A 13,927-nucleotide genomic window follows, 5' to 3' on the forward strand; every position below is an offset into this window, starting at 1 on the left:
GGTACCACTCAGCTTCCTTACACTTCTCACGAAATATAAGCTCTGCAAGTCCAATTAGACTTTTGTTTTTCTATCGGAAACAACTCCGCTACTTTTTACTAGTTTTCAAAAGTAGTGCTCCGAGGTGATCTTCAATAATGAAATTGTTACCACCCTCACAGCATCTAGGTAGCTCTCTGAAACAATTTTTATCATTTACTCTCCTCTTCTACGCATTCTCTTATTGTATTTTTAAAATAAAAACTCTCGCCTCAGCAATCAACTACTACAATTTAGTAGCTTTGATTGCTGAGGCGAGAGTTTCGCGTTACCACTCAGCTTCCTTATACTTCTCACGAAATATAAGCTCTGTAGGTCCAATTAGACCCCCGTCCTTTTACCGGAGACGATGCCGTCGCCCTCTACTCAGTTTCCCTTTCGCAAGCGATGCTCCGAGGTGATCTTCAATGATTCGATTGTTACTACCCTCACAGCCTAGGAGCAGCTCTCTGAAACGATCATAATCATCTACTTTCCTCTTCTTTGCATATGCAATATATAAAGTTAGAAAATTCTTAATTCACTTTTATTTGTTACACGTATTATAGGACGTTGTTCTTTTCATTGTCAACATGTTTTCAGAAAATATTTTTAATAATACATATATTTTCGAATCTTTTTTATTGCGTAATAAAACGTTTTGTATAATACTATATAAAACATATATATTTAGGAGGATTACAGCAATGTCCGAAAAAACATACGAACTCGCAACCTTTGCAGGCGGTTGCTTTTGGTGCATGGTAAAGCCATTTGATGAACTTCCTGGTATTCATAAAGTACTTTCCGGCTATGCAGGTGGTCATGTAGAAAATCCAACATATGAACAAGTTAAAGCTGGTACATCTGGTCATTTAGAAGTCGTACAAATTGCATTCGACCCTTCTATTTTTCCATATAAAAAATTACTAGATTTATACTGGCCACAAATCGATCCAACTGATGATGGCGGACAATTTTTTGACCGTGGTCCATCTTATCGCACCGCTATTTTTTATCATACTGAAATACAAAAAGAGCTTGCTGAAAAATCAAAACAAGCTCTTGCAGAAAGCGGTATGTTTAAAGAGCCAATCGTAACTGAAATTCGCCCGGCTGCACCTTTTTATGAAGCCGAGGAATACCATCAACATTTCTATAAAAAGAACCCAGAAAAATACGCTACTGAGCAAAAGGAATCTGGCCGTGAAGACTTTATAAAAGAAAATTGGCAAAAAAAATAATAAAAAGGCATCGTGCTTTTTAGTACGATGCCTTTTTATTTTTGATAAAAATACCATACAACGATAAAAACAAAAGCTGTTAATGTCCAAAGTATTATCTCATTTTTAGCTTTATTCTTTTTATTAGTCATTTTATTTTCTCCTTATAGCTATTCAACATATTCAATTTCATTGTCCACCTTATATACGTGAATACATCTTTACAAATCCTTATAACAAGACCACCAACGATTGCAATTGAAATTACTAACATCTGTACAAAACTAAGAGTAGTTGTGTATGTTATGTAGATAACAATGCATACAAGTAAAACATCCGGTAAAGAAAGCAAAAACTTTTTAAGCATTTTTCAGCTCTCCTATGTTGTATTTATAAATTATATCTCTCAAAAAGGAAATCTATTACCATTCTCAAAATAAAAGACCTCCAGTTTAAGTACTAGAGGTCTTCCATTTTATTTCTTTAATCGCTCAATAAAATCATGTAATTTATCAAGTGACTTCATATTCTGATTACAAGCTACACCATCTTTGCAAATATAGTTTCCCTTTTTAACGAAAGTTCCTGGTATATCACCTTTAATTTCAACTAAAAACATCCCAACTTCTTCATGTCCATGACATAATGAACAAATGCTTTTTTTATTTAAACTTTGGAACGTTCCTTGCAGACCAACAAACTTATTTTTATCATTTTTCGCTATAATAAATTTCCTGCTTGACCCTTTATCAATCCAGCTTAAATAAGATAGTTCTTTCATATCCAATTCTTCCATATCAGGAAGTTTCAACTTTTTCACTTTAGGAAATAATTTTTTTAATGTTTGCGCTGTAACTTCCTGAAACGGAATCACATACGGATTTATTTTCGTTAAAAATGATTCTGCATCTTCTCTATTTTGAACTGTTAATACCGTATCAATTAACTCTTTCTGTTCATCCGTTAAATTCTCAAATACATGTATTATTTTTTCAATTGCTAATGATTTTAACGCTTGAATGACACCTCTATCATTTGCCGTTGCATGCCCATTCGCTAAAATATACGCTTGTGATTTTATAAAATTGTATTGATCACTTCTAATAAAAGCTTCCATCTTTATCACTCCATACAAATTGTTGATCTAGTTTTATTGTATACAATGATTACGTTTTTTGATATGTAAAAGATAACTTAGAAACAAACATTACATACATCACTTATTCTCTACCGCTGCATTTCCTGACAAAAGAAGCCATCATCTGTTTTCCATTCCGCATATAATACGTCTTCAAACTTAGTTATCCCCTTTTGTTTTATTTGCTTATACAGCCATCCTTCATCAAAACCAGCTTCTCTCAAATTATCTTTCACTACTTTTCCGTCACTAATTAATGAAATTGGTAAATATACAGGCTTATGTTTTAAACTTAAATCATTTATAGTAGGAGATTCATATTCGCTCTTTTTCAGAACACTTATGTTTCCGTTAGGTTCCAATATCATATATTCAACTTCTCGAATTGAAAAAATATCTTTTTGTTGTCTAAGCATTTGTTGTAATTGATTAATATCCAAATGATTTGAACTTAATTGTTCTCGGTCAATCTTTCCATTACGGATAATGATAGAAGGGGAGCCTTCAAAAAAACTTCTCGTCCCTCTAAATTTTTGTGTTATCACTTCTATTGAATAGATTAACACTACCCATACAAGTACTGCATATAAAATAGACCATACTTTTATTTCCGGATCATATATAGTATTTCCGACTAATTCTCCGAGAACAATGGCAGAAATAAAATCAAATGGCGTTAACTGAGATATTTGTGTCTTCCCTAATATTTTAGTAGCAATCAATAGCACAAAAAAACCAAAAAATAGTTCTATCGTTATTTGTCCTAAATGATTCATATATGCTCACCTTTCTGCTTTTCACTCAAATGCTCTATATTCTAGTAAAAAAACGGCACATTTTTTCTATTATCTTGTCCATTTATACACAATATATCCCGTACATACAAAGCAAAAAGAGTCTAGTTCAAAATAATATTTGAACTAGACTCTTTTATCTTCATTTAGAATACACTATTTTTTTAATCGTTTCTCCGGAAAGAAAATACTCCTCTGCAAGTTGATGAACCGAAATCCCACTTTTAAATGCTTCTTTAATCGCTTTATTTCTTTCATCTAACTGTTTTCTTCCTCCAGATCGTGTACCCCATTTATAACGTTTTGTTTCTTGTTTTGGAATGTATATTGTTTCACCTTGTATATACTTTTGAATTTCAACAATTAAACTTTCTGGTAAAACCGTCGCTGCTTTAACGTATTTCATTTCTGCTCGCCCCTTATTTTTTATGGTTCATTTCAATAAGGTGCAAAGCCAAATATAAAAAATGATACGAGCTCATTTAGGCGATTGTATATTACTTGTCTACCTCACGCAAAGTATCGCCATTTCCATACTTGGCTTTGCATGAGACGCTGCAGTGTCCGGCAATTGAATTATAATCGCCATGTAAACACCTCCTAATATACCTTTTTCATTACATTATATGATAAATCCCTTCCCCTTGCATCCACATCCTTTTTAAAGCATGAAATTACTTAGTTTGATATAATACTTTTTAGTCCAATCAAAAACTATAGTGAGGTCGCGTTATGAAGAAGAAAAAAATCATTACAATCGTTACAATATTCATTATTACTGTAGCATTATTCGGAACATACAAATTGATGAATGCAAGAAGCTTTCAATTATTTGGAGATTTAACAAATCGAGTAGAAACAAATGAAAAGGTGATTGCTTTAACTTTTGATGATGGCCCTACTAACAATGTAAAACAAATATTACCGCTACTAGATACATACAATGCAAAAGCTACTTTCTTTTTAATTGGAAATGAATTGGAGAAAAACCTATCGTTAGGAGAATCTATCGTACAATCTGGACACCAAATTGGAAACCATACATATTCTCATAACAGAATGGTTTTTAAAACACCTTCTTTTATTAAAGAAGAAATAGAAAAAACGAATGCATTAATCCGCCAAATAGGATTTACAGGCGCAATTGATTTTAGACCACCTAACGGGAAAAAGCTAATTGGTCTGCCCTATTATTTAAATAAAAACAATATCGAAACAATCACCTGGGACCTTGAACCTGATACTTTTTATAAATCTGCTGCTGATAAAATTGAATATGTTAATAAAAATGTAAAACCAGGTTCTATCATTTTACTGCACTCTATGTATGATGAGTCTAATGAAAGTTTACAGACCATTGAAGGCATTTTAGACTCTTTATCTAAGAATGGCTATCAGTTCGTAACAGTAAACGAACTGCAAAAAAGAGTAAAATAAGAAAGGTAGCGTATCATTGTATGATAGGCTACCTTTCTGTTTAAATAATGCCAAGTACATTTAAAAATACGATAATAATCGCAATTGGAGCGATAAAGCGAAGTAAGAATAACCATAATACGAACAATTTATAGCCTTTATTTTTACTTACACCAAGCTCTTTCATTAATACATCTTTCTTCATTTTTAAAGGAACGAAGATAGAAACTAATAAAACACCAAGTGGCATGAGTACGTTACTAACTGCATAATCTGCTAAATCAAAGACTGTCTTTCCGAAAATCTTCAGATCGCTTAATATACCAAATGACAATGCTGATGGTACTCCCACAACGAAGATTAGTAATCCTACGATTAACGCCATTTTTTCACGTTTTCCTTTACCTTTTGCAGTTAAAGATGCCACGCTAATTTCTAACATCGAAATGGCTGATGTAATAGTAGCAAAGAAGAATAGTAATAAGAAAACAATGAAGAATAATTTTCCAAATGCCATTTTACTGAAAATAGCTGGCAATACGATAAATAATAGTCCCGGTCCTTGAGATGGTTCCATTCCAAATGCGAACACTACTGGGAAAATTGCAAGTCCTGCAAGTAATGTAATCACAAGCGTTAAAGCTACGATAGAAAATGCTGAACGCGGTAAACTTTCCTCTTTCGGTAAGTATGAGCTATACGTTACCATTACTGCTACTCCGACTGATAGTGAGAAGAACGATTGTCCCATCGCATATAAAATAACTTCTGATGTTACATGTGAGAAATCAGGTTGTAAGAAGAAACGAACTCCTTCTCCGGCACCATCTAATGTAAGTGCACGAACGATTAATACAAAGAATAAAACGAATAGTGCTGGCATGAAATATTTATTTACTTTTTCAACACCATTTTGTACACCTTTACTTACGATAAAAATAGTAATAAGGATGAATAATAGCTGTGAGCCAACTGCTAAATACGGATTGGAAATGATTTCACCAAACGTAGCTTCGTATGCGCCATTCCCTTCCCATAGTCTACCTGTAATTGCATTCCATAAATATAATAAAATCCAGCCTCCTACAACACTGTAGAAAGAAAGTAATATGAAACATGTTACAATCCCTAATTTCCCTAACCATGGCCATAGTGTTTTTGGTGCGATTTCTCTATACGCATCAACGGCCTCTTTTTGTGTACTTCTTCCGATAACAAATTCAGCTAATAATAGCGGTAAGCCAATTAATAATGTGAAACCGATGAAAATAAGGAAGAACGCGCCGCCCCCTCCAATTCCGGCCATGTACGGGAACTTCCAAATTGCCCCTAGACCAATCGCTGAACCTGCTGCAGCTAATACGAAACCTAATTTCGATGTCCATTGCTGTGAATTCATTTGTTAATCTCCTCTCTTTATCTTTTTCTGTTTTACAATTCGGTATTTATATTGTTCTATCCCCACTCTTTCCTAATACGTTCACTTCCTCCCTACTAATAAAAAACGCCCCTACGTAAATACGTAGGGACGACAAAAATATCGCGGTACCACCCTAGTTATGAAGATACAACAAAGTTAGGACCTAAATAAAAAACGCCCCTACGCAAATACGTAGGGACGATAAAATATCGCGGTACCACCCTAGTTATGAAGATACAACAAAGTTAGGACTTAAATAAAAAACGTCCCTACGTAAATACGTAGGGACGATAAATATCGCGGTACCACCCTAGTTGTGAAACAATCTTCACCACTTTATTTGATAACGGTATAAACTACCGTCTTTCATTTCCTCATAATGTGAGATTTATGAAAGATGCTCCAGGACGAACTTCATGAATAATCTATATACTGATTCACACCAACCATCAGCTCTCTGAAATAGGGAGATATTCACTACTATACCCTTTCATTGCCCAAATATTATTTTCCGAATTGATTACTATCATTTTTATCATACATTAAAAATAGTGTCAACTTATATTTTGAATTTTTATGTATTACATTCTATTTAAAAATTCAAAATATGACTTTTAAATGAATAGTATTAGAACATTTATGGTTTATACTGTATTAACTTCCCTAGCAGGTTTATAGTAGTATACGATGAATGCAAGACAGCAAGAGTAGGAGGAAAGAATTTTGTCTACGTCAAAAGTTTTAAAAGGAACTGCTTTATTAAGCGGGGCCACAATGATTTCACGTATATTAGGTTTTATATACTTCTTCCCTTTTCAATTACTAGTTGGAACGCAAGGGGTTGCTTTATATGGATATGCATACTCTTGGTACGGTATTTTATTAAGCTTTTCAACAGCGGGTATTCCTATTGCCGTCTCCAAATTTGTTGCAAAGCATAATGCGTTTGGTGATTATAGTACAAGCAAAAAATTATATCACTCTAGTGTAAAATTAATGTTGTTTATGGGCTTTTTAGGATTTTTAATTTTATTTATTGGAGCACCGTACATATCACAATTTATTATTCGCTCGAAAACACCAGATCCACAATTTATCGCTGACGTAACACTTACGATGAGAGCATTAAGTTTTGCACTTATTATCGTACCAGCTATGAGTGTTACACGTGGTTATTTCCAAGGATTTCAACATATGAAACCAAGTGCTGTTTCTCAAGTTGTGGAACAAATTGCACGTGTTGTTTTCATTTTAGTTGGTAGCTTCATCGTCTCAAAACTATTAGGCGGTTCCGTAGCTTCTTCTGTTGCAGTCGCTACGTTTGGCGCTGTTATTGGAGCACTTGCAAGCGTCTCTATTTTAATGATGTACTGGAAAAAATATAATGGGTTAAAACCTCCCGAAGGTGAATTAAAATCAAGAGCATCCCATATCCCATTAAAAAATATTTATATAGAATTACTTCGTTATGCAATCCCAATTGTATTTGTCGGCATCGCAATTCCACTTTACACGTTAGTAGATCAATATACTGTAGCTGATGTCCTTAGAGCGATGGGAGAGCCGTTAGAAACAGCAAATGCAGTTTTCGCTTATATAACGAACTATGCCCAAAAGTTAATTATGATTCCAGCTTCACTTGCAACTGGATTCTCTTTAACAATCATTCCGGCTATAACGAAATCTTATACAAGCGGGAAATTAGAAGAATTACAAGAACAAATTTCAAAGATATTTCAAGTCTTGTTATTCTTCACTATCCCGGCTGCATTTGGTCTTGCTAGTATCGCTTACGATGCATTCCGCATGGTTTATGTAAATCCTGAAATTGCACTTGGTGGATCACAATATTTAATTTCATTTGCACCGTCTGCTATATTAAGTGCGATTTTCACAGTTTCAGCAGCTATTTTACAAGGAATCGATTATCAAAGAAAAACGATGATTGCTTTCTCAGTCAGTATTCTCGTTAAAGTTGTAGTAAATACACCACTTTTACATTTATTTGGTGGACACGGCGCTGTATTTGGAACTATTCTTGGATACCTCGTTTCAAATAGTATTATGTTGTACTGCATCGTTAAGTTTGCGAAATTTAAAATTGGTGAGACAGCAAAAACAGTATTTCTTATTACAATTTACTCAGCAGCAATGTCTGCTGTTGTAATTGCATTAAAAGCAATTTTAACATGGTTAATTCCTGGACAATCTTATATCGAATCACTTCTCATTGTTGTTATATGCGGCGCTGTAGGAGGACTTGTTTACCTTTTATTCGTATTAACTAGTGGACTTGCTTCACATATTCTCGGTGATAGAATTCAACGCTTACCTATACTGGGGAAATTAGTAAAATAAAAAAAAGAGATGTAACAAGGGTTACATCTCTTTTTTTTTATTTCGCATATTGAATACGCTTTTGCTGTTCAGCAATATGTAATTCCGGAGCATGGTGTTCTACTAACTGTAATAGCTCCTCGATTAACACTTCTAACTCCTGTATACTATACTCCGGTTTCCCTATTAACGTATTCGCCATACGCTCATATAAGTTTTCAGGCTTAATAATCATTCTTTCCACATTATATGGCATCCATTTAAACGCCGGGTGATGTACATACATTTTATTCAAACCAAATAAGACCCCAAATATATTTCTTTGTGCTTCACAAATAACATCATATAGCATAAGCCAGTCTTTTCGTTTTAAAAGTGCCTCTCGATTATGCCAGCGATTACTTAACCAAAGATTTTCTGAAATCATCCGTTTCGCTAGGTCTTCTGGATATGCCATCACCCTATCTTTTAATTCATTTACTTTCTCTTCCCCATACAAACTAACTCCGTCATGCACGGATGATACGATACATTGTTTTTCATAACTAATATCATATTGAACCACCACATCCTCAATAACTTTCTCTACTGTTTCTGTTAAAAAGTTACTAATCTCTAATTTAATTCCTTCTTTCGTCAAATATGTTTCCGACCATTCTTCTTCCTCGTAAGGATGGTATGACAAAATTGTTCCACCAATATAATTAATAGGCCCTTTACGATCCTCATCCTCTGGTGGCATTGACCATAAAATATGTAGTTCTATATCTGAATGTTCATCTTCTAGCTTTCTAGCTACTGAACCAGCTAAAATAATAGCCTCCACTTTCGGATTTTGCCTATAAATCTCCGACATTTCTATTGCTTTCTCTTTTAATTCCACTTCATTTCCCCCTATAATTGCAGTACGCATTTAACTTTTCATTTATCTATTTCGATATTATGCATTGTATTCCCTGTTCAATGTTCCACTAAATCATATTTCTACCCAATAACGCTGAACAATTCCCCCAGTATGAGAAGAAACTACTTCATTTTCTAGCACACCGCCAACCTTTTGAATCGTTTTAGCCGAAGCAATATTAGCTTTATAGCAAGTTATTAACACTTTCTGCAATCCTAACTTTTGCGCTTCATATAATGCGAGTTTCAATTGTTTTATCGCGTAACCTTGACGACGTTTATTTGGATGTACACTATATCCAATATGACCACTTTCCCGCAATAATTCTTCGTTTAATCGATGTCTAATATTCACAAAACCTATAAGTTCCCCTTTTTCAAAGCTTAAAAATTGACTAGATGGTACTCGATTAGCTTTTAAGTTTTCCCCAAGTTCTTGTATATTCACTTTTTCAAACCATTCATCGAGAGAATCAAAATTTTGTAAAGAACTACTGCCATGTGGTTGTTCTCCTGATTGTAAAAACGCATGTTTATATTCCATAATTTCTCCACTATATTCATGTGTTGGTTTTAATAGTTTCATTTTTATTCTCCCCCTCTTTACAACCTAAAACAAACACCGTACTCGTAACAATTTCACGAGTACGGTGTTTTTATCCTTTTCATTCAAATAATCCCATACTCAAATAACGCTCACCTGTATCAGGTGCAATACATAAAACTTTTTTACCAGCGCCTAATCGTTTTGCAATCATAATCGCTGCGTAAACAGAAGCGCCTGAAGACGGCCCAACTAATAATCCCTCTTGTCTAGCTAAGTTTCTCATCGTCGTTAAAGCCTCTTCGTCTGCAATTTGAATAATTTCGTTATACACTTCTGTATTTAAGTTTTTCGGGATAAACCCTGGACTTGTTCCTACTAGCTTATGAGGACCCGGAACACCACCTGATAAAACAGGTGATCCTTTTGGTTCTACTACTGCAATATATAAGTTTGGTAGTTTCTCTTTTAACGTTTCCCCAGTCCCTGTAATCGTTCCGCCTGTTCCTGCCGTTGCAACAAAAGCATCAAGCTCTCCATCCATTTGTTCATAAATTTCAAGTGCAGTTGTATAACGGTGAATATTCGGGTTTGCTGGGTTTTCAAATTGCTGGGGAATAAAACTATTTGGAATTTGCTTTTGTAGTTCTAACGCCTTCGCAATTGCTCCTGGCATTCTTTGTTCTGCCGGTGTTAAAACTACCTCTGCCCCGTATGCTTTCAATAAGTTAATTCTTTCTTTAGACATATTATCCGGCATAATTAAAATTGCTTTATATCCTTTAGCAGCTGCATTCATTGCTAAACCAATCCCAGTATTCCCACTCGTTGGTTCAATAATTGTATCTCCTGGTTTTATGAGACCTTTCTCTTCAGCAACGTGCAGTAAATTGTATGCAGCACGGTCTTTCACACTGCGCGATGGATTGAACATTTCTAGTTTTACATACACTTCTGCTGCGTCTTCTGGAATAAATTTAGATAATCGGACGACAGGTGTATCTCCTATTAATTCTGTTACATTTTCACATAATTTCATAGTGCATCCCCTATTCTATCGTTTTCTTATCACTTGGTAATAACCATGAAGTAAGTCCAATTAATGGTAGACAACTACATAGTAACATAATAAATTGTAGACTATATATATCAGCCAATTTCCCAAGAACTACAGAGCCTAAAGCACCGAGTCCAAACGCAAGCCCTACAATTAATCCTGATACCATTCCTACTTTTCCAGGAACAAGCTCTTGCGCATAAACAACAATTACACTAAAACTACTTGAACTAATAAAACCGATACATAAAAATAGCGGTACAACCCACACGAGCGAAACGTGAGGTAATAAAAGTGCAAGTGGTGCTGAACCTAGCATTGAAAATACAATAATTGTTTTCTTTCCAAATCGATCCGCTAATGGACCACCGAAGAAAGTTCCTAACACACCAGCAATCATAAATGCGAATACGAAATACTGAGCATTTTTTATCGATAAACCGTAATGCTCAATTAAATAAAATTGATAAAAATTCCCGATACCAGCACCGTACCAAGAGCGTACAAAAGTAAGAAAAACAAGAAGTAAAATAACAAATTTAATATGTGTACTGACAATCGCATGTTCCGCCTCAAGCGCAGCCCTCTTTTTTCTTCTCACAGCGCCAGTTGCTAATTCATTTCTATACCAATTTGATACGAAAATTAATAATACAATGCCTACCGCTGCAAAGGCTGTAAAACCTAAAGAACCAATTTGACCGAGCGGAACGAAAATTAACGCTGTAAAAATAGGAGCTAAAGAATTCCCTGTATTTCCTCCCACTTGATAAATCGCTTGCGCTAATCCCCGCTTTGCACCGGACGCCATATAAGCCACTCGGGCACCTTCTGGATGAAAGACTGCGGAACCTAATCCGATAAATAAAACAGAAATAATAACAATAATAAAATTCGGTGCAAATGCAAGTCCGATCATCCCGAGCATACTTGAAAACATACCGAGCGGTAATAAAAATGGTGACGGCTTCTTATCCGAATACATACCAAAAACCGGCTGCATAATCGATGACGTCATATTTAATGCAAACGCAATCCACCCTACTTGCATATAGGATAAATTCATCGTTTTTTCCAAAATAGGAAATAAAGCGGGCACAACTGCTTGCATCGAATCATTTAAAAAATGACCGAAGCTAATCGCAAATAATATTCGATATATTGTCGGTGTTTCTACTGTGTTTTTTTGTGAAACTGCCTGCATATATGAATCTCTCCTTCCTGTACAAAATATATATTTATTACAGTAGGTGTAATAAATTCTGACTTTTGAAACATTTCTATTCTATACTGGTTTCATTTCTTTTTCCAGAAATATCACTTTTCACATAATATATTTTTTCTATATGCTTTATCGGATTTATTTATAGAAATTTTCTATATTTTCTTTTATACTAAGGCAGAGATGAAGGGAAGGTTGACAAATATGAAGAAAAAAACAAAAGGGATCGTTTCACTCTCAATCACATTATCTATGTTTTTAACAGCATGTGGTCAAAAACAAGAGGCAACAACTACCGGAGAAAAGAAAAAAGCATCTTCAAAACAAGTATTAAACATTGTAGAAGCTGGGGAAATTTCTACACTTGATTCATCTATCGCAACCGATGGATTTTCTTACGCTGCATTAAACAACGTAATGGAAGGATTATATATGCCTGGTCCTGACAATAAACCTGTTCCTGCAGCTGCTGAATCATACAAACTGAGTGAAGACGGAAAAACATATACATTTACATTACACGATTCAAAATGGTCAAATGGCGATCCAGTAACTGCTCATGATTTTGAATATGCATGGAAACGTGCCGTAAATCCAGAAACCGCTTCTGAATACGCACATATTATGTTCGATATTAAAAACGCAGAAAAAATAAATAAAAAAGAATTGCCAATTGACTCATTTGGTGTAAAAGCAATTGACGATAAAACATTAGAAGTACAGTTAGAACACCCTGTCCCATACTTTTTAGGTTTAATGGGATTTGCAACATTTTATCCTCAAAACAAAAAGGTTGTAGAAGCACAAGGGAAAAATTACGGACTTGAAGCTGCAAATGTAGTGTATAACGGACCTTTCCAATTAAGTGAATGGAAACATGATACAAGTTATAAAATGACGAAAAACCCGAACTACTGGGATAATAAAAATGTGAAATTAAATGAAATTAATGTAAATATTGTAAAAGATACTTCAACAGCTGTTAATTTATTTGAAAGCAAACAAGTAGACCGTATTACGATAAATTCAGAGTTTGTTGATAAATATCAAAAAGATCCTAGCTTAAAGAAAATGGAACGTCCTTCTGTGACGTTTTTCCGATTTAGTCAAAAGAATACTTTATTAGCAAACAAAAATGCTCGTAAAGCTATTTCTCTTGCTTTTGATAAACAAGGAATCGCAACAACGATTTTAAACAATGGTTCTATACCTGCGAATGCATTCGTTCCAAAAGGATTCGTAAAAGGACCTGACAATAAAGATTTTCGCAGTACAAGTAATGTAAAAGTAGAAACAAATGTGAAAGAAGCTAAAACACTATGGGAAACTGCGAAAAAAGAAACAAATTTACAAAACGCTTCTCTTTCAATTATAACAACTGATGAATCTAACGATAAAAAAATTAGTGAGTTTTTAAAAGGTGAACTAGAGAAAAACTTACCTGGATTAAAAATTACATTACAACCACTTCCAGTAAAGGCATTTTTAGATCGTGAAGGAAATGGTGATTTTGAAATTTCACTTTCTACTTGGGGACCAGATTATCCTGATCCTACAACATTTTTAAATATGTTTGTCACAGACGGACCATTTAATAAGATGAGTTATTCAAACAAACAATACGACGAATTAATTGAAAAAACGAGCTCTACTTTAGTAACTGACTTACCAGCACGTTGGAAAGCGTTCCAAGATGCTGAGAAAATCTTACTTGAAGATGATGCAGCTATCGCTCCAATCTTCCAATCAGGACTTGTATATTTAGAACGTCCAACAGTAAAAGGTGTTGTTGTTCGTCCATTTGCAGGAATTTATTCTTATAAGTGGGCCTCTATTATAGAATAAGAAAAAGGCG

13 protein-coding genes and 3 other annotated features (1 of these 16 only partly in view) are annotated in these 13,927 nt (G+C 34.5%); of the genes, 4 read left to right on the forward strand and 9 right to left on the reverse strand.

Features of this window, described 5'->3' with window-relative positions; genetic code table 11:
• Window positions 1–220 (reverse strand) — a binding site (T-box leader); it reaches 20 nt to the left of the window's first position.
• 66 nt (window positions 221–286) lie between these two features.
• Window positions 287–532: a binding site (T-box leader), on the reverse strand.
• Between the two features lie 193 nt (window positions 533–725).
• Window positions 726–1,262 carry a peptide-methionine (S)-S-oxide reductase MsrA gene (msrA, locus tag AC0NJG_RS14280; protein WP_143881010.1) on the forward strand — a complete coding sequence of 179 codons (537 nt, stop codon included), beginning with the start codon at window positions 726–728 and terminating at the stop codon, window positions 1,260–1,262.
• A 127-nt stretch (window positions 1,263–1,389) separates the two neighbouring features.
• On the opposite strand, the gene AC0NJG_RS14285 is transcribed toward msrA, so the two are convergent.
• The 4 genes from AC0NJG_RS14285 to AC0NJG_RS14300 all read right to left on the reverse strand — a co-directional run bounded on the left by AC0NJG_RS14285 (window position 1,390) and on the right by AC0NJG_RS14300 (window position 3,579).
• On the reverse strand, window positions 1,390–1,608 hold the full coding sequence (locus AC0NJG_RS14285; protein ID WP_087952973.1) for a hypothetical protein: 219 nt from the start codon (window positions 1,606–1,608) through the stop codon (window positions 1,390–1,392).
• A 108-nt stretch (window positions 1,609–1,716) separates the two neighbouring features.
• Window positions 1,717–2,358, reverse strand: coding sequence for a FusB/FusC family EF-G-binding protein (locus AC0NJG_RS14290; RefSeq protein ID WP_087952974.1), 642 nt, complete (start codon window positions 2,356–2,358; stop codon window positions 1,717–1,719).
• Between the two features lie 110 nt (window positions 2,359–2,468).
• On the reverse strand, window positions 2,469–3,155 hold the full coding sequence (locus AC0NJG_RS14295; protein WP_474063164.1) for a DUF421 domain-containing protein: 687 nt from the start codon (window positions 3,153–3,155) through the stop codon (window positions 2,469–2,471).
• 160 nt (window positions 3,156–3,315) lie between these two features.
• Entirely contained in the window at window positions 3,316–3,579 is a 264-nt protein-coding gene (locus AC0NJG_RS14300) for a CD3324 family protein (protein WP_087968132.1), read from the reverse strand.
• Window positions 3,580–3,905: 326 nt separating this feature from the next.
• Here AC0NJG_RS14300 and AC0NJG_RS14305 point away from each other — a divergent pair, with 326 nt between their 5' ends.
• Window positions 3,906–4,610: a polysaccharide deacetylase family protein gene (locus AC0NJG_RS14305; protein ID WP_474063165.1), complete on the forward strand. Its 705-nt coding sequence runs from the start codon at window positions 3,906–3,908 to the stop codon at window positions 4,608–4,610.
• A gap of 40 nt (window positions 4,611–4,650) precedes the next feature.
• On the opposite strand, the gene AC0NJG_RS14310 is transcribed toward AC0NJG_RS14305, so the two are convergent.
• Window positions 4,651–5,988: a sodium-dependent transporter gene (locus AC0NJG_RS14310; RefSeq protein ID WP_001088183.1), complete on the reverse strand. Its 1,338-nt coding sequence runs from the start codon at window positions 5,986–5,988 to the stop codon at window positions 4,651–4,653.
• Between the two features lie 301 nt (window positions 5,989–6,289).
• Window positions 6,290–6,512: a binding site (T-box leader), on the reverse strand.
• Window positions 6,513–6,732: 220 nt separating this feature from the next.
• Here AC0NJG_RS14310 and AC0NJG_RS14315 point away from each other — a divergent pair.
• Complete coding sequence (locus tag AC0NJG_RS14315; RefSeq protein ID WP_474063166.1) at window positions 6,733–8,367, forward strand: putative polysaccharide biosynthesis protein; 1,635 nt, start codon at window positions 6,733–6,735, stop codon at window positions 8,365–8,367.
• A gap of 37 nt (window positions 8,368–8,404) precedes the next feature.
• On the opposite strand, the gene AC0NJG_RS14320 is transcribed toward AC0NJG_RS14315, so the two are convergent.
• The 4 genes from AC0NJG_RS14320 to AC0NJG_RS14335 form a co-directional block, all read right to left on the reverse strand.
• On the reverse strand, window positions 8,405–9,229 hold the full coding sequence (locus AC0NJG_RS14320) for a DUF4037 domain-containing protein (RefSeq protein WP_087952980.1): 825 nt from the start codon (window positions 9,227–9,229) through the stop codon (window positions 8,405–8,407).
• 93 nt (window positions 9,230–9,322) lie between these two features.
• Entirely contained in the window at window positions 9,323–9,835 is a 513-nt protein-coding gene (locus AC0NJG_RS14325; RefSeq protein ID WP_474063167.1) for a GNAT family N-acetyltransferase, read from the reverse strand.
• A gap of 79 nt (window positions 9,836–9,914) precedes the next feature.
• Window positions 9,915–10,832, reverse strand: a complete 918-nt coding sequence (cysK, locus tag AC0NJG_RS14330; RefSeq protein ID WP_097852417.1) for a cysteine synthase A — start codon at window positions 10,830–10,832, stop codon at window positions 9,915–9,917.
• 10 nt (window positions 10,833–10,842) lie between these two features.
• Window positions 10,843–12,054 carry an MFS transporter gene (locus tag AC0NJG_RS14335; RefSeq protein ID WP_087952983.1) on the reverse strand — a complete coding sequence of 404 codons (1,212 nt, stop codon included), beginning with the start codon at window positions 12,052–12,054 and terminating at the stop codon, window positions 10,843–10,845.
• Window positions 12,055–12,276: 222 nt separating this feature from the next.
• Here AC0NJG_RS14335 and AC0NJG_RS14340 point away from each other — a divergent pair, with 222 nt between their 5' ends.
• Window positions 12,277–13,917 carry a peptide ABC transporter substrate-binding protein gene (locus AC0NJG_RS14340; protein ID WP_474063168.1) on the forward strand — a complete coding sequence of 547 codons (1,641 nt, stop codon included), beginning with the start codon at window positions 12,277–12,279 and terminating at the stop codon, window positions 13,915–13,917.
• The last annotated feature ends 10 nt before the right edge of the window (window positions 13,918–13,927 follow it).

The sequence above is a fragment of the Bacillus sp. SSR7 genome, from assembly GCF_055902415.1.